At 61.7% G+C, this 18,690-nt stretch carries 19 protein-coding genes; 16 read left to right on the plus strand and 3 right to left on the minus strand.

Annotation, left to right across the window (positions count from 1 at the left end):
- Window positions 1-30: 30 nt before the first annotated feature.
- Window positions 31-1,518 carry a glutamate synthase subunit beta gene (locus ACFQ95_RS10960; RefSeq protein WP_422830896.1) on the plus strand — a complete coding sequence of 496 codons (1,488 nt, stop codon included), beginning with the start codon at window positions 31-33 and terminating at the stop codon, window positions 1,516-1,518.
- A gap of 101 nt (window positions 1,519-1,619) precedes the next feature.
- On the opposite strand, the gene ACFQ95_RS10965 is transcribed toward ACFQ95_RS10960, so the two are convergent.
- On the minus strand, window positions 1,620-2,369 hold the full coding sequence (locus ACFQ95_RS10965) for a DUF2971 domain-containing protein (protein WP_422830897.1): 750 nt from the start codon (window positions 2,367-2,369) through the stop codon (window positions 1,620-1,622).
- Between the two features lie 604 nt (window positions 2,370-2,973).
- Here ACFQ95_RS10965 and ACFQ95_RS10970 point away from each other — a divergent pair.
- From ACFQ95_RS10970 to ACFQ95_RS10985, 4 genes are read left to right on the plus strand one after another with little or no spacing between them, the layout of a single operon-like run.
- Complete coding sequence (locus ACFQ95_RS10970) at window positions 2,974-4,059, plus strand: ABC transporter substrate-binding protein (protein ID WP_422830898.1); 1,086 nt, start codon at window positions 2,974-2,976, stop codon at window positions 4,057-4,059.
- A 40-nt stretch (window positions 4,060-4,099) separates the two neighbouring features.
- A complete protein-coding gene (locus tag ACFQ95_RS10975; protein ID WP_422830899.1) occupies window positions 4,100-5,029 on the plus strand; it encodes an ABC transporter permease in 930 nt (309 codons plus the stop codon).
- 2 nt (window positions 5,030-5,031) lie between these two features.
- Window positions 5,032-5,847 (plus strand): ABC transporter ATP-binding protein, encoded by an 816-nt coding sequence (locus ACFQ95_RS10980; RefSeq protein ID WP_422830900.1) that lies wholly within the window; start codon window positions 5,032-5,034, stop codon window positions 5,845-5,847.
- Window positions 5,844-7,376 carry an amidohydrolase family protein gene (locus ACFQ95_RS10985; RefSeq protein WP_422830901.1) on the plus strand — a complete coding sequence of 511 codons (1,533 nt, stop codon included), beginning with the start codon at window positions 5,844-5,846 and terminating at the stop codon, window positions 7,374-7,376. Before ACFQ95_RS10980 ends, ACFQ95_RS10985 begins: the two co-directional genes overlap by 4 nt.
- Before the next feature lie 69 nt (window positions 7,377-7,445).
- Here ACFQ95_RS10985 and ACFQ95_RS10990 read toward each other — a convergent pair whose 3' ends face one another.
- Both ACFQ95_RS10990 and ACFQ95_RS10995 read right to left on the minus strand, forming a co-directional pair.
- The gene (locus ACFQ95_RS10990) at window positions 7,446-8,519 is read right to left on the minus strand and encodes a YeeE/YedE family protein (protein WP_422830902.1); all 1,074 of its coding nucleotides are present in this window, start codon (window positions 8,517-8,519) and stop codon (window positions 7,446-7,448) included.
- Between the two features lie 172 nt (window positions 8,520-8,691).
- Window positions 8,692-9,552, minus strand: a complete 861-nt coding sequence (locus ACFQ95_RS10995; protein ID WP_422831122.1) for a sulfurtransferase — start codon at window positions 9,550-9,552, stop codon at window positions 8,692-8,694.
- Window positions 9,553-9,877: 325 nt separating this feature from the next.
- On the opposite strand from ACFQ95_RS10995, the gene ACFQ95_RS11000 reads away from it, so the two are divergent.
- The 11 genes from ACFQ95_RS11000 to murA all read left to right on the plus strand — a co-directional run bounded on the left by ACFQ95_RS11000 (window position 9,878) and on the right by murA (window position 18,689).
- Window positions 9,878-10,744 (plus strand): ABC transporter ATP-binding protein, encoded by an 867-nt coding sequence (locus ACFQ95_RS11000; RefSeq protein ID WP_422830903.1) that lies wholly within the window; start codon window positions 9,878-9,880, stop codon window positions 10,742-10,744.
- Window positions 10,741-11,523, plus strand: a complete 783-nt coding sequence (mlaE, locus tag ACFQ95_RS11005) for a lipid asymmetry maintenance ABC transporter permease subunit MlaE (RefSeq protein WP_422830904.1) — start codon at window positions 10,741-10,743, stop codon at window positions 11,521-11,523. The genes ACFQ95_RS11000 and mlaE overlap by 4 nt, the downstream gene beginning before the upstream one ends.
- Window positions 11,524-11,559: 36 nt before the next feature.
- Window positions 11,560-12,033, plus strand: coding sequence for an outer membrane lipid asymmetry maintenance protein MlaD (mlaD, locus tag ACFQ95_RS11010; RefSeq protein WP_422830905.1), 474 nt, complete (start codon window positions 11,560-11,562; stop codon window positions 12,031-12,033).
- A 32-nt stretch (window positions 12,034-12,065) separates the two neighbouring features.
- A complete protein-coding gene (locus tag ACFQ95_RS11015; RefSeq protein WP_422830906.1) occupies window positions 12,066-12,803 on the plus strand; it encodes an MlaA family lipoprotein in 738 nt (245 codons plus the stop codon).
- 88 nt (window positions 12,804-12,891) lie between these two features.
- Window positions 12,892-13,545, plus strand: a complete 654-nt coding sequence (locus ACFQ95_RS11020) for an MlaC/ttg2D family ABC transporter substrate-binding protein (protein WP_422830908.1) — start codon at window positions 12,892-12,894, stop codon at window positions 13,543-13,545.
- Between the two features lie 13 nt (window positions 13,546-13,558).
- The gene (locus ACFQ95_RS11025; protein WP_422830910.1) at window positions 13,559-13,831 is read left to right on the plus strand and encodes an STAS domain-containing protein; all 273 of its coding nucleotides are present in this window, start codon (window positions 13,559-13,561) and stop codon (window positions 13,829-13,831) included.
- Window positions 13,832-13,958: 127 nt separating this feature from the next.
- The gene (locus ACFQ95_RS11030) at window positions 13,959-15,095 is read left to right on the plus strand and encodes an alanine--glyoxylate aminotransferase family protein (RefSeq protein ID WP_422830912.1); all 1,137 of its coding nucleotides are present in this window, start codon (window positions 13,959-13,961) and stop codon (window positions 15,093-15,095) included.
- Window positions 15,096-15,186: 91 nt separating this feature from the next.
- Complete coding sequence (locus ACFQ95_RS11035) at window positions 15,187-16,113, plus strand: ABC transporter ATP-binding protein (protein WP_422830913.1); 927 nt, start codon at window positions 15,187-15,189, stop codon at window positions 16,111-16,113.
- 75 nt (window positions 16,114-16,188) lie between these two features.
- Window positions 16,189-16,944, plus strand: coding sequence for an ABC transporter permease (locus ACFQ95_RS11040; RefSeq protein WP_422830914.1), 756 nt, complete (start codon window positions 16,189-16,191; stop codon window positions 16,942-16,944).
- Between the two features lie 119 nt (window positions 16,945-17,063).
- A complete protein-coding gene (locus tag ACFQ95_RS11045) occupies window positions 17,064-17,306 on the plus strand; it encodes a BolA family protein (protein ID WP_422830915.1) in 243 nt (80 codons plus the stop codon).
- 78 nt (window positions 17,307-17,384) lie between these two features.
- Window positions 17,385-18,689, plus strand: coding sequence for a UDP-N-acetylglucosamine 1-carboxyvinyltransferase (murA, locus tag ACFQ95_RS11050; RefSeq protein ID WP_422830917.1), 1,305 nt, complete (start codon window positions 17,385-17,387; stop codon window positions 18,687-18,689).
- Window position 18,690 lies beyond the last annotated feature (1 nt).

The raw sequence follows: 18,690 nt of genomic DNA on the forward strand, positions 1-18,690 counted from the left end.
CCTCACGATAGAACTAGACAGGATAGAAACATGGGAAAAGTCACTGGCTTCATGGAGTACGAGCGCATCGAAGAAGGCTACAAGCCTGTAGGCGAGCGCTTGAAGCATTACAAAGAGTTTGTGGTTGGCCTCGACAATTCGCAGGCCAAGGTGCAGGCCGCACGTTGCATGGACTGCGGCACGCCGTTCTGCAACAACGGCTGCCCGGTCAACAACATCATCCCGGACTTCAACGACCTGGTGTACCGTGGTCAGAAGGATGACTGGAAGAACGCGATTGCCGTGCTGCACAGCACCAACAACTTCCCCGAGTTCACCGGCCGCATCTGCCCCGCACCCTGCGAAGCCGCTTGCACGCTGAATGTGAACGACGACGCCGTGGGCATCAAGTCCATCGAACACGCCATCATCGACCGCGCCTGGGAAGAGGGCTGGGTGACCGCCCGCCCGGCCAAACACAAGACCGGCAAGAAGGTCGCCGTGGTGGGCGCAGGCCCGGCCGGCATGGCGGCGGCTCAGCAGTTGGCGCGTGTGGGCCACGACGTCACCTTGTTCGAGAAAAACGACCGCGTGGGCGGCCTGCTGCGCTACGGCATTCCCGACTTCAAGATGGAGAAGAGCCACATCGACCGCCGTGTTGAACAGCTCGTCGCCGAAGGCGTGACCATACGCACCGGCGTGGTGGTGGGCGCGGCCAAGGACCCATTGGGCAAGGGCTCCAAGGTCACCAACTGGGCCAAGGAAACCGTCACGCCCGAGCAGCTGCAAAAAGAGTTTGACGCCATCCTGCTGACCGGCGGCGCCGAGCAGTCGCGCGACCTGCCCGTGCCCGGCCGCGACCTCGACGGCATCCATTTCGCGATGGAGTTCCTGCCCCAGCAAAACAAGGTCAACGCCGGCGACAAGCTCAAGGGCCAACTGCGCGCGGACGGCAAAAACGTCATCGTGATTGGTGGCGGCGACACCGGCTCCGACTGCGTGGGCACCAGCAACCGCCATGGCGCGGTGAGCGTGACCCAGTTCGAGGTGATGCCGCGTCCGCCCGAAGAAGAAAACCGCCCCATGACCTGGCCCTACTGGCCGATCAAGCTGCGCACCAGCTCCAGCCACGACGAAGGCTGCGAACGCGAGTTCGCCATCTCCACCAAGGAGTTCATTGGCGAAAAAGGCAAGGTCACCGGCCTGAAGACCGTGCGTGTGGAGTTCAAGGACGGCAAGCTGGTCGAAATCCCCGGCACCGAAGTCACCATGAAGGCCGACCTGGTGCTGCTGGCCATGGGCTTTGTGAGCCCCGTGGCTGCCGTGCTCGACGCCTTCGGCATCGACAAGGATGCGCGTGGCAACGCCAAGGCCAGCACCGACTTCACCGGCGGCTACACCACCAACGTGCCCAAGGTCTTCGCCGCTGGCGACATCCGCCGTGGCCAGTCCCTGGTGGTCTGGGCCATCCGCGAAGGCCGCCAAGGCGCGCGTGCGGTGGACGAGTTCCTGATGGGGTACTCGGATCTGCCACGCTGAGTTTTCGCGTTAGCTAAAAGAAAAGCGCCGAGTGGAAACACTCGGCGCTTTTTTCATGGCTAGATTTGTTGAAAGACGCTGCTCTGCACAAGGGCAGGCATTCATCTTCCAATGTCGGATGCTGAATTCGTGAGCAAGTTAGACAGGCCTGATGCGCCGTTACTTGGTGCTCGCAAATGTTGTTTCGGAAGCACAGTAATCTTCGAAACCTTCATCTGTCTGGTCATCGTGAATGTTTCGAACGCTGGACGCGCCTTGATGATTTCGACAGTCCTCTCAACTTCGCCGGCAAGCTTTTTGAACGATCCGACGCTGTTCTGGCACCTAGCACCAACGATGATTTCCCGTAGCGTTAAGGCAGGCCCAAAATTCAAGTAGTACTCGCCGCTCGACGGATCTGCATCCTTCAGCTCTCCGAAGAGTCTCCACTCCTCCTCATAGGCCCATTGCGCGTATTTGGTCGTGATCACTTTTTCGAGCAAGCTGATGTCTATACCTCGGATCGGCTTAGCGAGATCAACGGCCCACTTTATGCGCTCTGGCTCGTAGATTATCTGCTTTGGCATCTCATCAGGCACATCGAAACCAAGGCAAACGCCGGTGTGAGACCTTGCGTAATGCGCCCACATAACCGGGCTTTTCCAATGCTTGCCAAAGCAGAGGACTCCCAATGATTTCTCCCAATGGTCGCGAAGCATCTTGAATACGTACCGCTCTTCAGCGCCGCCTTGGTTGTAGCTCATTAGCTCAAAAGGGTCGTTTAGGCGTGCAAACTGACTGAGCCGCATACGCTTTTCAGGAAGAATGTATTTCACCGCTATATCGAGTGGGGTCATGTAGTACAGGCGCATACGAAATACTAGCGTAGGTCCTCATACTGAAAATGTGTGCCTACGTCGCCCGATGAACCGTCGCGGTGAGATCGTTTACTAGCATGTCGTGAGCGACTGCTATGAGGCTTGATTCGATTTCGTTTCTTTCTTAAAAACGAGCCGAACATGTTTCACTTCTCCTGCTGTAAGCTGCATTTTTTCGCTGGGTGCTCCTTGGTCACAGATACGGGTAGCGCAGGAGAGAGGGCGCGTCACGCTGCGATGAGTGAACACGCCCCAGTTTGGTTTGTGACGTGCTTGCGGGTACGAGCCTCCGTGTGATCTGCATTCTTTTGGTGCGCGCGTTGGTTCGCAGCCACATTCAAGGCTAGGTTTTCCGCACTCCAGCACTGGCATGTGGTTTGCATGGGTTCTATCAGCGCAGCGTTTGTGTTTCTTCGGTTGGCGTGCCGGAATTCTTGGGTCACTCTGGGAATTCGGTGCGGGCCGAATGCCCACTGCGGCGGGGAGCGTGAACAACTCTCGTGCAGCAGCGGCAACATCCTTACCGAATTCTGGTGTGGCTTCTTAGTCACCCAGGGCCTTTTTAGTTTGAGGCCCGTTTGAAGAATGAGGTATTGGTATGTGCGAACGTAATGGACAAGCTTTTGCAGCCCTGCAAGCTGCGCAAACACTCTCCCCCGCAGCACGTCGCGGCTTCTTGAAGTCGCTTTCCGCAGGTGCAGCCATGGTTGTTTTGCCCATGGGCATGGCGGCCGCGCTGGGCGCTGCGCCCGCGCGTGCGGCTGGGCGCACCACCATCAAAGCCACGCACGGTGCAGGGCTGTGCAACCTGGGCATCTTCATCGCCAAGCAGCGCCAACTGGCGAAGGGCGATGGGGTGGATCTGGAGTTTGTGGTCACGCCCACCAACACCGACATCGTCACGCTGTTTGGTGTGGGCGCGGTCGACATGTCGATGATTCCGTACTCCAACTTCCTGTCGCTCTACGACGCGGGCGCACCCGTGCGTGTGGTGGCGGGCGGTGGTGTCAACGGCTGCCTGGTGGTGGCGCGCGACGGCATTAAAAGTGCCGCCGACATGAAGGGCAAAACGCTGGGCACCTTCCAGGCAGACACCTTGGAAGTGTTGCCCTACGACTGGCTGAAGAAAGCCGGCTTGTCGTTCAAAGACGTGAAGATCCGCTACTTCAACACCTCGCCCGAAATGGCGCAGGCCTTTATCGGCGGCGCGGTGGATGCGATCTGCGCCGTTGAACCCTACGCCACGCAAACCGTGGCCGCGCGCAAGGGGGCGAGTGTGTTGAGCGATGGCACCGACTTGTATGGCCCGCAATACGCCGACTGCGTGTTGGCCGTGCGCACGCCGCTGCTGGAGAAACAACCCGAGGTGGTGCGCGCCGTGATCAAGGCCTTGCTCACCGCCCAGCAGCAGATCGAAACCGACCGCGCCGGCGCGTTGAAGGAAACCGTGGGCACCTATTACAAAACCACGCTGGAGGCCGCCACGCTGGCCTCGCAACGCCAGCCGGTGATGATCGACCAGCGCAACCAAACCCAGTTCATTCTGGAGCGCGCCAAGTCCATGAAGGAAATGGGCTACTTGAAGAAGCTGCCCGACGCCAGGATGTTCGACTGGGGCCCGCTGGAGAAGGTAATTGCCGAGAACCAGGCCATGTTTACCGGTCTGAAGCTCAAGTCGGCATAAGCGACTTGCACTGATCACCCCGTTTGAAAGTGAACAAACCATGTCTTCTGCTCAACTGGCCAGCGAAGGAGGGCGCGTCGGTGCCGCCTTGGCCCAGCCTCCTTCAAAACCACCCTCGGCGGCCGGAGCGCGGGTGTTGAAAAACCTGCGTCGCCAACTCGTGGCCGCGTTGTGGACCCTGGCCTCCATCGGTTCCATCGTCGGACTGTGGGAACTGGCCGCCGCCGTGGGCTGGGCCGACCCGTTGCTCATGCCCGCCCCCCACGTCTTTTTAGGCAACTGGAGCGAGCAACTGCACTTCTTCGACATGGCCAACACCATTGGCTCCAGCGGAGAGGGTGGCAGTTGGCTGGGCGTGCTCAGCGTGGTGTTGTGGACGGCTATGCGTGTGTTCGTCGGCCTGTTGCTCGGCTTTGTGCTGAGCCTGGCGGTGGGCGTGCTCATCCGCTACAACACGGTGTTCGGCAAGCTCACGCTGCCAGCCGTGACCATGTTTGCGCCAATCTCGCCGGTGGCCTGGTTGCCGGTGGCCGTGTTCATGTTTGGCATTGGCGACAAGCCGGCGATCTTCATGGTGTTCATCGCCATTTTCTTTGTGATGGTGATCGCCACGCTGGCGCAGATCGACGAAGTGCCCAAGGCCTACATCCACGTGGCGCGCATCATGGGCGCGAGCAAACGCCAGGTGTTTCGCACGGTGATCTTGCCGGCCATTCTGCCGGGGCTGTTTGTCACGCTGCGCATCAACCTGTTTGCCGCGTGGATGGTGGTACTGATCGCCGAGGCTGCAGGTGTGGGCAGCGGCCTGGGGCAAATTGTGATGATGGCGCGCAACACCTTCAACGCCAGCCTGGTGTTCTTCACCATGACCTTGATTGGCCTGAGCGGTTTTTTATTTGACCAGGCCCTGCGGCTGATCCAGCAACGCATGTTGTGGTGGATCGATGCCGACAAGGCAAACGGAAGATAAGCATGGATATCAACAAGAACCTTCCTGCGATCGAATGCCGCAACCTCGGCAAGACCTGGAACATCAACAGCGCCAAACCCTTCGTCGCCTTGCAAGACATCAACTTCGAAGTGCAGGCTGGTGAATTTGTCGTGCTGCTCGGCCCTTCGGGCTGCGGCAAAAGCAGCTTGCTGTATCTGCTGGCCGGGCTGGAGCAGGCCACGCAGGGCACGCTGCTGGGCTTTGGTGAGCCCATCAGCGGCACCAGTCCGCAGCGCGGCATGATCTTTCAAGAGGCAGCGCTGTTTCCGTGGCTCAACATTCGCGACAACGTGGCTTATGGTTTGCAGTTGCAGGGCGTATCCAAGGCCGAGCGTGAGCAGCGCGCCATGGAGCTGCTGGCGCGTGTCGGCTTGAACGGCTTTGCCTTGAAGCGGCCCAGCGAATTGTCGGGCGGCATGCGCCAGCGTGCCGCCATGGCACGTGCGCTGGCGCTGAGCCCCAAGGTGCTGATGATGGACGAGCCCTTTGCCGCGCTCGACATCCAGACCCGCGCCAAGATGCAGAACTATCTGCTCGACCTGTGGCAGCAGAGCCATGCTTCGGTCTTGCTGGTGACACACTCGATAGAAGAAGCCATTGGCCTGGCCGACCGCATCGTGGTGTTCACCGCGCGCCCTGGCCGCATCAAGACCATTGTGCCGGTGAAGCTGGAACGACCGCGCAATCCGCGCGACCCGGCCTTCCACGCCCTACACGACCAGTTGGCCGAACTGCTGGCCGACGAGGTCGACCGTGCATTTGCCGAACAAGAAGCCGCAGGAGCCGCAGCCGTATGACCGTAGAAAAATCATTGCTGATCCGCAACGCACGCATCCTGAGCCTGGACGACCAAAACCGCGAGTGGCCGTGTGCCGACATCCTGGTGCAAGACGGCCGCATCAGCGCCATTGGCCCGAATATTGCCGAGAACCTGCCGTTGCCCGCAGGCGAGGTGCGCACCATCGACGCGGCTGGGCAGTTGGCCATGCCTGGCCTGGTGAACGCGCACTTTCACTCGCCGGGCAACTTCTTGAAGGGCCAGCTCGACGGCTACCCGCTAGAGATTTTCATGCTCTACGAAGTGCCGCCGCTGGCGCAGCAGGGCGACAGCTACCGCTTCGCCTACCTGCGCACGCTGATGGGCGCGCTGGAGATGCTGGAGCGTGGCATCACCACCGTGCACGACGACGCCTACCACGTGCCCGTGGCCACGCCCGAAAGCATAGACGCGGTGATGCAGGCTTATGCCGATGCGGGCATTCGCGCCACCGTGGCCATCGACCAGCCCAACATCGTGGAGTACGACAAGTTCCCGTTCCTGAAGGACTTGCTCACGCCCACGCTGCGCCAGGAAATGGAAGCCGCGCCGCGCCAGACGACGCAAGAACTGCTGGAGCTTTATGGCCACCTGCTGGCGCGCTGGCACGGCGGCAACGCCGGCCGCCTGGCGGCCGCGGTGTCGTGCTCGGCGCCGCAGCGCGTGACCGACGATTACTTCCTCGGCTTGGCCGAGTTGAGCCGCGCGCACGACTTGCCGTTCAACATCCACGTGCTGGAAACCAAGCTGCAGCGCGCCACCGGCCGCGAGCGTTTTGGCAAGTCGCTGCTGCGCCACGTGCACGACCTGGGCATCCTGGACCAGCGCAGCCAGATCATCCACGCCATCTGGATAGATGATGCCGACATCCAACTGCTGGCCGATGCCGATGCGGTGGTGGCGCACAACCCGGTGTGCAACCTGCGGCTGGGCAGCGGTGTGATGCCTTTCCGTGCGCTGCGCGACGCGGGTGTTACCGTGGCCATTGGCACCGATGAACTCTGTACCGACGACACCGCCAACGTGTGGCAAGCTGGCAAGATGGCCGGCCTGGTGCACAACCTCAGCACGCCGGATTACGACCGCTGGCCGCGCCACGGCGAAGTGCTGCGTGCCATGACACGCGGCGGCGCGCGCGCCATTCGCCGCGAGAAAGACTTGGGTCAACTGAGCGTGGGCGCCGTGGCCGACATCATCTTGCTCGACCTCGACACCTGGGCCTTCACGCCGTTCAACAACATCGAGCGGCAACTGGTCTACAGCGAAGACGGCCGCTCAGTGCGCACCACCATTGTGGGCGGCGAAGTGGTGATGGAAAACGGCCGGCATACACGCATAGACACGCGCGCCATCCGTGCGGAGATCCGCGAGATGGCGCAGGCCATCTCCGGCCAGATGGAAGAGAGCCACGCCGCTGCGCTGCGCATGCTGCCTTACTACCGCGCCATGTACGACCGCGCGCACGCCGAGCCCAGTGGCCTCGTGCGACGCTTGGTGGCGGGTGACTGAGCGAGCGTGTTTGCTATCAATAAAAGAGCTTCTTACGCTAGATGGACAAGCGTAAGAAGCCTCTTTTTCTTAAGAGATCGTTGAAGAGAAATAAGGCGCCCGGTGCCGCAGCCACCAGCCAGCCCACAGCCCCAAACCGCAGAACAACGCAAACAGCCAGCCCGATAACGACGCGGCCATGATGCCGGACAACAGCGTCCCCACCGTGCAGCCCAGCGCCACCATGGCGCCCCAGCCCATCAACACGCCGCCGCCAAACGAACGCGCCGCTTCGCGCCACGTGGGCACGCGCAACTTGAAGTCACCGCCCGATAGGGCTGCCGCAAAAGCGCCCAACACCAGCGCCACCACAAAGATGCCGTTGTTCGACCACAGCGCAACTTTCAGCACCGTGGCGCAGCCGCGCAAGCTGTCCAGCCCTTCGAGCCGCGCGGGCAACACACCGGCCTGGTTGGCCAGGGTGCGTGCCACGCTGCCGAGTTCGGCGGTCACGCCCAGCGGCGCGATGCGCAGGTAGGCGCCCACGCCAATCGCGGCCACCAACAAGCCACCCACGTAGGTGGGCCAACGTAGGCGCCACCATGCGGTTGAGGGTGATGTGGCTGCAGCAGGTGTGCGATGCCAGCGCCACAACAACAAGCCCAGACCCGCCAACGCTGCGAGTTGCACGGCGATCGAGCCGCCATAGCCCAGGTGGTGCGGCAGCCAGACGATGGGCGCCTCTTGCACCGTGCCCAGGTACAAAGTGTTCCAGCACCAGAATCCCAAAACAAAACCCAGCGCCGTGCCGATGAGTGCCAGCGGTGCCGACAGCAGCCCTTCGCCCAGGCGGTAAAACTGCGCGCTGATACACGACCCGGCCAGTGCCATGCCCACACCAAAGACCAGGGCGCCCACCGCCAAAACCCAGCTCACCGGGCCGATGTGTGCACCCGGCGGCAGGCGCGGGGCGATGGGTTGGCTGAGGAACACGCCAAACACCAGATGGTAGCCCAGTGTGCCCAGCGCCAGCGCGGCCAGCACGCCCAGCAGGCCACGTGCATCACGCGATGCTATGAAGTCGCGGCTCACGCAGTAGAAGCAAAAGCGCGAGCGCTGCAGCACCGCGCCAAACAAAAAGCCCAAGCAGAGCGACAGCGACAAGCTGCCCGATTCAGGGTCTTGGCCCAGGGCATGGCTCCAAAAAGAAGCTCCCGCTACAACCAGGATCGCCAAGCTTGCCGGGAGCCAATTCAGGAGCCAATTGGCCGAGGGCGCGGGGGAGGCCACGCCAGTTGTCACGTTTTTCGTCCTTGGTGATTCTTGAGGGGTCGCTTTATTTGCCGCCCCACACCGTGCCCGCCAGGTTGACCACGGGCACACCCACGGCGTTGCCGTATTCCGTCCAGGAACCGTCGTAGTTGCGCACGTCGTAGCCCAGCAGTTTCTTCAGCGCAAACCAGGTGTGGCTGGAGCGCTCACCAATGCGGCAGTAGGTGATGATGGGCTTGCTGCCGTCGATGCCCACGGCGGCGTAGATCTTCTTCAGCTCTTCCACCGATTTGAAGCTGCCATCGGCGGCGACCGCCTGGCCCCAAGGCACGTTCACGGCGCCGGGCACGTGGCCGGCGCGAATGGCCAACTCCTGCACGCCTGCGGGCGCAAACACCTTGCCGCTGTATTCGTCGGCAGAGCGGATGTCGACCAGGGCGTCGGGACTCTTTTTCTCGGCCACCGCCAGCACATCGCCCAGGCGTGCGCGCAGGCTGAGGTCTGGCGCGCCGACCTTGATGTTGCCCGGTGGGTCGGCTTTGACGATGGGGGTGAGTGGGCGATTTTCGGCTTCCCACTTCTTGCGGCCGCCGTCGAGCAGCTTGACGTTCTGGATGCGGTAGATGTCAAAAATCCACGCGCCCCAGGCGGCAAACCAGTTGTTGGTGTCGCCGTAGAGCACTACCGTGCTGTCGCTCGATACCCCGGCCTTGCGCAGCAGTTGCTCGAAGTTTTGCTGGCTCACGATGTCGCGGCGTACCGGGTCGACCAGATCGGTGTGCCACTGGATGTTCCATGCGCCGGGAATGTGGCCGCGCTCAAAAATACCCGGGTTCACACTCACCTCGATCAAGCGCAGCTTGGGGTCGTTGAGGTTCTTCTCCAGCCATTCGGTGCTGACCAGCACATCGCTGGGGGCCGCCATCACGGGCAGCACGAACGCTGTGGCCAGCGTCAAAAGCAGTTTCTTCAGCAGCTTCATACCCATTCCTTTAAACGTAGTGGAGATGGACAAAATCTAGTGAAGCGCGCCAGTTTTTTGATGGGTTGTTTTTGCATATCCAAAAATACAAAAACAACTTGGGTGTTGGGCTGCTGTATGCCAATCGATGCCGCGAATTTCTACAGAATGGCCTTGGGTGGTGTTTGGCGGGCTTGGTCCATCCGCCGCATTCCGGACGAAACACGGGGTTTGCCCGTATCCCTTATCATTGGGGCAAGGCCGGAGCCGTTCCGGCCTTTTTTCATTTATGAGCCCCAATCCAACCGATTCCTTCGTCGAACTTCAGCATGTGTCCTTCGGGTATGGCGCCCGTTTGATTCTGGACGATGTTTCCCTGACCGTGCCGCGTGGCAAGGTGACGGCGGTGATGGGGGCTTCTGGTGGCGGCAAAACCACGCTGCTGCGGCTGATCGGCGGTCAGGTGGCGCCGAACAGCGGTCAGGTGTTGTTTGACGGCCAGCCGCTGCGCGCCAACGATGCTGCGGCCTTGTTTGCGGCGCGTCGGCGCATGGGCATGTTGTTCCAGTTTGGCGCCTTGTTCACCGACATGACGGTGTTCGACAACGTGGCTTTTCCGTTGCGCGAACACACCGACCTGCCCGAGGTGCTGATACGCGACATCGTGCTGATGAAGCTGCAGGCCGTGGGCCTGCGCGGCGCGCGCGACCTGATGCCCAGCGAAGTGTCTGGCGGCATGGCGCGCCGTGTAGCGCTGGCCCGGGCGATTGCGCTCGACCCGGCTTTGGTGATGTATGACGAGCCGTTTGCTGGCCTCGACCCTATCTCTTTGGGCACCGCCGCGCGGTTGATCCGCAGCCTGAACGACACCATGGGCCTGACCAGCATCGTGGTCTCGCACGACCTGGATGAAACCTTTCGCATTGCCGACCACGTGATCGTGCTTGCCAATGGCCACATCGTGGCTCAAGGCAAACCCGAGGACGTGCGCCACAGCGATGACCCGCTGGTGCACCAGTTTGTCAACGCGCTGCCCGATGGGCCGGTGCATTTCCATTACCCGGCGCTTGGGGTATCAGAAGATTTTGGTGCCGGGCTGCCGCCCGCGCCACCCGGCGCAAAAACCGCAGTAGCCGAAAAAGGGCGCAAAGCATGAGTTGGCTCAGCCCTTCCGCGATTGGCTTTGCCGTGCGCAGCAAGCTGGCGGACATTGGCCAGGCGACGCGCCTGTTTGGCCGGCTGTTCGCCTTGGCCGGTCCTACCTTGCGCCGCTTTGGCCTGGTGCGCGACCAGATCCACTTTCTGGGCAATTTTTCGCTCGCCATCATCATGGTGTCGGGCCTGTTTGTTGGCTTTGTGCTCGGCTTGCAGGGCTACTACACGCTGCAGCGTTATGGTTCGGCCGAGGCGCTGGGCCTGCTGGTGGCTTTGAGCCTGGTGCGTGAATTGGGGCCTGTGGTCTCGGCCTTGCTGTTTGCCGGGCGCGCGGGCACATCGCTGACTGCCGGCATTGGTTTGATGAAGGCCGGCGAGCAACTCAGCGCCATGGAGATGATGGCCGTGGACCCGGTGCAGCGTATTCTGGCGCCGCGCTTCTGGGCCGGTGTGATCACCCTGCCGCTGCTCTCGGCGCTGTTCAGCGCCGTGGGGGTGATTGGCGGCTGGGTTGTTGGGGTGGTGTTGATCGGTGTGGACAGCGGCGCGTTCTGGAGCCAGATGCAAGGCGGTGTGGATGTCTGGCGCGATGTTGGCAACGGCGTCATCAAAAGCCTGGTGTTCGGGGTGACGGTGAGCTTTGTGGCGTTGCTGCAAGGTTATGCGGCCAACCCCACGCCCGAGGGCGTGTCGCGCGCCACCACGCGCACGGTGGTGATGGCGTCGCTGGCGGTGCTGGCACTCGACTTTGTGCTCACCGCCATGATGTTCAGTCTGTGAGACTAGAACCTAAAGTTAAAGAATGAAGGATGCGTCATGCAGCAATCAAAAAATGATGTGTGGGTGGGTTTGTTTGTGTTGCTCGGGGTGGCGGCTTTGCTGTTTCTGGCTTTGCAGTCGGCCAATCTGCTGTCGCTGAACTTCAAGTCGGGCTACCAGATCACCGCCAAGTTCGACAACATTGGCTCGCTCAAGCCCAAGGCGGCGGTCAAGAGTTCGGGGGTGGTGGTGGGGCGTGTCACGTCCATCAGCTTTGACGACAAAAGTTTTCAAGCCAAAGTGACATTTGATATGGACAAGCAGTATGCTTTCCCCAAAGACAGCTCACTGAAAATCCTGACCAGCGGATTGCTGGGTGAACAATACGTCGGCATTGAAGCCGGCGCTGAAGAGAAAATGTTGGCCGCAGGTGACAACGTCTCCACCACCCAATCTGCCGTGGTGCTGGAAAACCTGATCAGCCAATTTCTCTATAGCAAAGCGGCAGACGGGCCCGACAACAAAAAGTAATCGGTCCGGACTTGGTCGTAAGCCAAAGTAATATGAAAAAAAGAACTACATACGCAGCGTGGGCGGGCGCATTCGCCATTTTTGCTTCCATTTCCGGATGTGCTACCCGGCCCGACGCCAATCCCGTCGACCCTTGGGAGCCGATGAACCGCAGCATCTACGGCTTCAACCAGTCGGTGGACGACGCCGTGCTGCGCCCCGTGGCCACGGCCTACGTGAAGCATGTGCCCGAGCCGGTGCGCATTGGCACCAGCAACTTCTTCTCGAACATTTCCGAGCCTTGGAACTTCGTCAACAACATCCTGCAGGGGCGGATCAAAAACGCCGGTGAGACGCTGACCCGTTTCAGCCTGAACACGGTGTTTGGTGTGCTCGGCTTGGTCGACCTGGCCACCGACGCTGGCATCGAACGCCATACCGAAGACTTTGGTCAGACCCTGGGTGTTTGGGGCGTGCCCGCGGGGCCTTATCTGGTTCTGCCCTTGCTAGGCCCTGCCAACCTGCGTGACGCCCCGGCCCTGGCGGTCGACTATGCCGCCAATCCGGTGCTGCAACTCGACAGCCGCGCCGCTCAGAACACCTTGGCCCTGTTATTGTTCATTGACCGCCGCGCCCTGCTGCTCAAGACCGGTAACTTGCTGGATGAGGCGGCACTCGACAAGTACAGCTTCTCGCGCGACGTTTATCTGCAATACCGCCTGTCGGCGATTCGCGACGGCAATGTGGGCGGCAAAGCCGTTGACGAAGAGCGTTACGACTTGAATCCATAACACCGTGCCGCACGGGGAACCGTTGCGCCCGGGCGTGCTCCAATGGGGGCAAGGGGCGCATGCCCACGACTAGAAGGAAAGAACTGATATGAACCGACGACTTTTAGGCCTGCTTTTGGGTCGTGTAGCCGCCTCCATGGCCCTGGCCAGCAGTGCGCTGGTACTGGCTTTGCCCGCTGCCGCTGCCGACGAAACGGCCGACGTGATGATCAAGCGTTTGTCCGGCGAAGTGCTGGAGACCATCAAGAGCGACAAGGCCATTCAAGCGGGTGATCTGAGCAAAGTGGTGGCCTTGGTCGACAGCAAGATCATGCCCAATGTGAACTTTCAGCGCATGACGGCGTCGGCCGTGGGCCCGGCCTGGCGCAAAGCTACGCCTGAGCAGCAAAAGCGCCTGCAGGACGAGTTCAAGATCTTGCTGGTGCGCACCTATTCTGGTGCCCTGGCGCAAGTGAGTGACCACCAGATCGTGGTCAAGCCTTTGCGTGCCGCGCCCGAGGACACCGAAGTGCTGGTGCGTTCTGAAGTGCGTGGCGGTCCCGACCCTATCCAGCTTGACTACCGCCTGGAAAAAACGCCCGGCGAGGGCCTGGGCTGGAAGATCTACAACCTGAACGTGCTGGGCGTCTGGCTGGTGGAAACCTACCGCAGCCAGTTTGCGTCGGAGATCAACGCCAAAGGCATAGACGGCCTGATCGCCACGCTGCAAACGCGCAACCAAAGCAACGCCAAGAAGAGCTGAGGCCAGGCCCATCATGCTGGTGCTGCCGACTGAGTTGACCCACGCCCAGGCGCAGGCCGCGCTGCGTATGCTGTTGCAGGGCTTGCGCTCGCAGCCGCATGGCAGCGTGGTGGTGGACGCCGCCGCTCTTGCGCGGTTTGATTCATCGGCCCTGGCGGTGCTGCTGGAATGCCGGCGTGTGGCACTTTCTTTGGGCCGCGCTTTCTCGGTGCACCAGGCGCCACCGCAGTTCCAGGCGCTGGCTCAGCTTTACGGCATTGCCGAGTTGCTGCCTGCTGAAGGCTAAGCCGTGCTGCCAGCCCTCGCGTCGATTGATGCAGAGGCTCCCTAAGGCAAGCCAGCACGGCTTGCTCTAAGCTATAGGGCTTTTCTCGCTTTTTGCCCTTTCGCCCCTATAACAAAAGGAGACCGCCATGCCTGGACTGCTGCCCCAAATCGACCCCGAAGGCCTGCTCGAATACTCGGTGGTCTACACCGATCGCGCACTCAACCACATGTCGCAGAGCTTCCAGGGTGTGATGCGCGACATCTCACGTATCTTGAAGACGGTGTATGGCGCCAAGTCGGCGGTGCTGGTGCCGGGCAGCGGCACGTTTGGCATGGAGTCCGTGGCGCGCCAATTTGCCAGCGACCAGAAAGTGCTGGTGCTGCGTAACGGCTGGTTCAGCTACCGCTGGACGCAGATTTTCGACATGGGCAAGATACCGGCCCAGTCCATCGTGCTCAAGGCGCGCCGCCAAGGTGAGGGCGCGCAAGCGCCTTTCGCCCCGGCGCCGATAGAAGAAGTGGTCGCCACCATCGCCGCCGAACGCCCGGCCGTGGTGTTTGCGCCGCACGTGGAAACCGCCAGCGGCATGATCCTGCCCGACGACTACCTGCGCGCCGTGTCCGACGCCGTGCACGCCGTGGGCGGCCTGTTTGTGCTCGACTGCATTGCCTCTGGCGCCATCTGGGTCAACATGGCCGCCACCGGGGTGGACGTGTTGATCAGCGCGCCGCAAAAGGGCTGGAGCGGCTCGCCTTGCTGCGCCATGGTGATGCTCAGCGAGCGCGCGCGTGAACGCATAGAGCAAACCACCAGCAGCAGCTTCGCCTGTGACTTGCGCAAGTGGCTGCAGATCATGGAAACCTATGAAGGCGGCGGCCATGCCTACCACGCCACCATGCCCACCGACGCGCTGGCACGCCTGCGCACCGTGATGCAGGAAACCCAGGCGCGTGGCTTCGAGGCGGTACGCCAACAGCAGCAGGAACTGGGCGACAAGGTACGCGCACTGCTCACCAGCCGTGGCTTCCCCAGCGTGGCGGCGGCAGGCTTTCAGGCACCCGGCGTGGTGGTGAGCTACACCACCGATCCCGATATCCAGTCGAGCAAGAAATTCCTCGGCCAAGGCCTGCAAACTGCCGCAGGTGTGCCGCTGCAATGCGACGAAGGGCCGGATTTCCACACTTTTCGCGTCGGTCTGTTCGGCCTGGAAAAGCTGGCCAATGTGGACCGCAGTGTCAGCTATCTGGCTGAGGCCCTGGACCGTATCCAGAACACACAATAGTCTGTCCTTGGTGTGACCGAGACGCCGCAGTAGTGGCTTTGCCACCGCTGCCGGCAGGCTTCGCCCGCGCACCGTAAAATCCAGGGCTCCCATGCCAGCCATCTCCTTCCAGTCGGTCACCAAGACCTTTGCCGCCCCCAGCGGCAGCAAGAACCCCTCCCTCAAAGCGCTGGATGGGGTGAGTTTCGACATCCAGCCCGGCGAATTCTTCGGTTTGCTGGGGCCCAACGGCGCCGGCAAAACCACGCTGATCAGCATCTTGGCGGGGCTGGCACGGGCCACTTCTGGCCGGGTGTTGGTGAATGGCAAGGACGTGCAAAGCGACTACGCCGAAGCGCGCCGCCAACTGGGCGTGGTGCCGCAAGAACTGGTGTTCGACCCGTTTTTCAACGTGCGCGAGGCGCTGCGTATCCAGTCCGGCTACTTCGGCATCCGCAACAACGACGCCTGGATAGACGAACTGCTGGAAAACCTCGGCCTGGCCGACAAGGCCGGTGCCAATATGCGCCAGCTTTCGGGCGGCATGAAGCGGCGCGTGCTGGTGGCCCAGGCGCTGGTGCACAAGCCGCCGGTGATCGTGCTCGACGAGCCCACCGCCGGTGTCGACGTGGAATTGCGCCAGACCCTGTGGCACTTCGTCGCCAAGCTGAACAAGCAGGGCCACACGATTTTGTTGACCACCCACTACCTCGAAGAAGCCGAGGCGCTGTGCAACCGCATCGCCATGCTCAAGACCGGCAAGGTGGTGGCCCTGGCCAGCACCAGCGAGCTGCTGAGCTCGGCCACCAGCAATGTGCTGCGCTTCAAGGTCGATGGCGACCTGCCGCCGGCCTTGGCCGAACACGCGCGTGTGACCGGCCGTGTGGTGCAACTCGCGGCCCATGGTGCGCTCGAGATCGAAAACTACCTGGCCGCCGTGCGCCAAGCCGGCCTGCAGGTGCAGGACGTCGAGATCCGCAAGGCCGACCTCGAAGACGTATTTTTGGACGTCATGTCCGCCGCCCCTGGCCGCGCCTGAGTTTTTAGTGAGAACCGCATGGAACCGCTGTCTGCCCCAACCCCTGCCGCCGTGCCATCTCACGGGAGCCCGAGCATGACCGGCTGGCAAACCCTGTTCTACAAAGAGGTGCTGCGCTTCTGGAAAGTCGCCGCCCAGACCGTGGCCGCGCCGGTGCTCACGGCCGTGTTGTACCTGCTGATCTTCGGCCATGTGCTCGACTCTCACGTCAAGGTCTACAACAGCATTCCCTACACCGCCTTCCTGGTGCCCGGCCTGGTGATGATGAGTGTGCTGCAGAACGCGTTTGCCAACAGTTCGTCCTCGCTGATCCAGAGCAAGATCATGGGCAGCCTGGTGTTTGTGCTGCTCACGCCGCTGTCGCACTGGGGCTGGTTCATTGCCTATGTGGGCTCTTCTGTGGTGCGGGGTGTGCTGGTGGGGGCGGGCGTGTTCCTCGCCACCGTGTGGTTCACCGGCGTGAATTTTGAAGCGCCGCTGTGGGCGCTGGTGTTTGCGATTCTGGGCGCCGCCCTGATGGGCACGCTGGGCGTGATCGCCGGGCTGTGGGCCGAAAAGTTCGACCAGATGGCCACGTTCCAAAACTTCCTGATCATGCCGATGACGTTTCTGAGCGGTGTGTTTTATTCCATTCACACGCTGCCGCCGTTCTGGCAGACCGTGAGCCACTTGAACCCGGTGTTCTACATGATTGACGGCTTCCGCTACGGCTTCTTCGGCCAGAGCGATGTGTCGCCCTGGCTGAGCCTGGCCATCGTCGGTGTTGCGTTGTTGGTGGTCTCCGGCATTGCCGTTCACCTGCTGCGCATCGGCTACAAAATCAGAGGCTAAAACGTGGCCCTCCCCCAGTCTTCGCGCACTTCGTGTCGCAACGCCTTCCCCCCAACCGGGGGCAACACCAACGGCCCGGCAAAGCCGGTTCCGTGGTGTTTCACGATGAATCTTTCCCCATGACTGCTGACCAACTCACCTCCATCATCCGTGCCGGCCTGGCCTGCGAGCATCTCGAACTCGAAGGCGACGGGCGCCATTGGTATGCCACCATCGTCTCGGCCGAATTCGACGGCAAACGTGCCATCCAGCGCCACCAAAGGGTGTACGCGACGCTTGGTGAGAAAATACGCACGGACGAGGTACACGCCTTGTCGATGAAAACCTATACCCCAGCCGAGTGGGCGGCACTGCCGCGCTAGTCCTCTGACGACTCTACGCTGACTTGCCTGAGCGCTGCGCGCCCGGCTGACTTTTCGCCTTTTTTGCGACCCGAGTTCATGGACAAATTATTGATTCGCGGCGGACGCCCCCTGACGGGCACGATCCGCATTTCTGGCGCCAAGAATGCTGCGCTGCCAGAGCTGTGCGCGACGCTGCTGACGGCCGAGCCCGTCACCTTGACCAATGTGCCGCGCCTGCAGGACGTGGCCACCATGCTCACGCTGATCCGCAATATGGGGGTGCAGGTGGAGCAGGGGGGGGCTGACAATGTGGGTACGGTCACGGTCAACGCAGGCGGCCTGTCGTCGCCCGAGGCCCCTTATGAGCTGGTGAAGACCATGCGCGCCTCGGTGCTGGCGCTGGGCCCGCTGCTGGCGCGTTTTGGCGAAGCCACGGTGTCGCTGCCCGGCGGCTGTGCGATTGGCTCGCGCCCGGTGGACCAACACATCAAGGGCCTGCAAGCCATGGGCGCCGAGATCGTGGTTGAGCACGGCTACATGATCGCCAAGCTGCCCAAGGGCTGGACGCGCCTGAAAGGCACACATATCACCACCGACATGGTGACCGTGACCGGCACCGAGAACTTTTTGATGGCGGCCGCCCTGGCCGAGGGCGAAACCATTCTGGAAAACGCCGCCCAAGAGCCGGAAATCGTCGATCTGGCCGAGCTGCTGATCAAGATGGGCGCCAAAATCGAAGGCCACGGCACCCACCGCATCCGTATCACCGGCGTCGAAAAGCTGCATGGCACGACCCACCAGGTGGTGGCCGATCGCATCGAGGCCGGCACCTTTTTGTGCGCCGTGGCCGCCACTGGTGGCGACGTGCTGCTGCAACACGGCCGCGCCGACCACCTGGATGCCGTGATCGACAAACTGCGCGACGCCGGTGTGCGTGTGACCGCGCTGCCCGACGGCATCCGTGTGGCCTCGCCCGGCCCGGCGCACCAACACGTGAAGGCGCAGAGCTTTCGCACCACCGAATACCCTGGCTTCCCGACCGACATGCAGGCCCAGTTCATGACGCTGAACTGCATCGCCCAAGGTGCCAGCAAGGTCACCGAGACAATTTTTGAAAACCGTTTCATGCACGTCAACGAGCTGGTACGCCTGGGTGCACACATCCAGACCGATGGCAAGGTGGCGGTGATAGAAGGCATCACCAAACTCTCGGGCGCCACGGTGATGGCCACCGACCTGCGCGCGTCTGCCAGCCTGGTGATCGCCGGCCTGGTGGCCGAGGGCGAAACCATGGTCGACCGCATCTACCATTTGGATCGTGGCTATGACCAGATGGAAGCGAAATTACGAGGCGTGGGCGCCGACATCGAGCGTGTGTCGAACAGCCCTGCACTCGCGTAAA

This window comes from Variovorax sp. HJSM1_2 (assembly GCF_049316285.1).
Classification (GTDB): domain Bacteria; phylum Pseudomonadota; class Gammaproteobacteria; order Burkholderiales; family Burkholderiaceae_C; genus Rhodoferax_B.

Coding starts and splice junctions, on each gene's coding strand:
- ACFQ95_RS11020 (WP_422830908.1), top strand. CDS start 12,892: ATGAACCGACGACTTTTAGGCCTGCTTTTGGGTCGTGTAGCCGCCTCC.
- mlaE (WP_422830904.1), top strand. CDS start 10,741: ATGAGTTGGCTCAGCCCTTCCGCGATTGGCTTTGCCGTGCGCAGCAAG.
- ACFQ95_RS11015 (WP_422830906.1), top strand. CDS start 12,066: ATGAAAAAAAGAACTACATACGCAGCGTGGGCGGGCGCATTCGCCATT.
- murA (WP_422830917.1), top strand. CDS start 17,385: ATGGACAAATTATTGATTCGCGGCGGACGCCCCCTGACGGGCACGATC.
- ACFQ95_RS10980 (WP_422830900.1), top strand. CDS start 5,032: ATGGATATCAACAAGAACCTTCCTGCGATCGAATGCCGCAACCTCGGC.
- ACFQ95_RS10975 (WP_422830899.1), top strand. CDS start 4,100: ATGTCTTCTGCTCAACTGGCCAGCGAAGGAGGGCGCGTCGGTGCCGCC.
- ACFQ95_RS11035 (WP_422830913.1), top strand. CDS start 15,187: ATGCCAGCCATCTCCTTCCAGTCGGTCACCAAGACCTTTGCCGCCCCC.
- ACFQ95_RS11025 (WP_422830910.1), top strand. CDS start 13,559: ATGCTGGTGCTGCCGACTGAGTTGACCCACGCCCAGGCGCAGGCCGCG.
- mlaD (WP_422830905.1), top strand. CDS start 11,560: ATGCAGCAATCAAAAAATGATGTGTGGGTGGGTTTGTTTGTGTTGCTC.
- ACFQ95_RS10985 (WP_422830901.1), top strand. CDS start 5,844: ATGACCGTAGAAAAATCATTGCTGATCCGCAACGCACGCATCCTGAGC.
- ACFQ95_RS10960 (WP_422830896.1), top strand. CDS start 31: ATGGGAAAAGTCACTGGCTTCATGGAGTACGAGCGCATCGAAGAAGGC.
- ACFQ95_RS11000 (WP_422830903.1), top strand. CDS start 9,878: ATGAGCCCCAATCCAACCGATTCCTTCGTCGAACTTCAGCATGTGTCC.
- ACFQ95_RS11045 (WP_422830915.1), top strand. CDS start 17,064: ATGACTGCTGACCAACTCACCTCCATCATCCGTGCCGGCCTGGCCTGC.
- ACFQ95_RS10995 (WP_422831122.1), bottom strand. CDS start 9,552: ATGGCGGCCCCCAGCGATGTGCTGGTCAGCACCGAATGGCTGGAGAAG.
- ACFQ95_RS11040 (WP_422830914.1), top strand. CDS start 16,189: ATGACCGGCTGGCAAACCCTGTTCTACAAAGAGGTGCTGCGCTTCTGG.
- ACFQ95_RS10970 (WP_422830898.1), top strand. CDS start 2,974: ATGTGCGAACGTAATGGACAAGCTTTTGCAGCCCTGCAAGCTGCGCAA.
- ACFQ95_RS11030 (WP_422830912.1), top strand. CDS start 13,959: ATGCCTGGACTGCTGCCCCAAATCGACCCCGAAGGCCTGCTCGAATAC.
- ACFQ95_RS10965 (WP_422830897.1), bottom strand. CDS start 2,369: ATGCGCCTGTACTACATGACCCCACTCGATATAGCGGTGAAATACATT.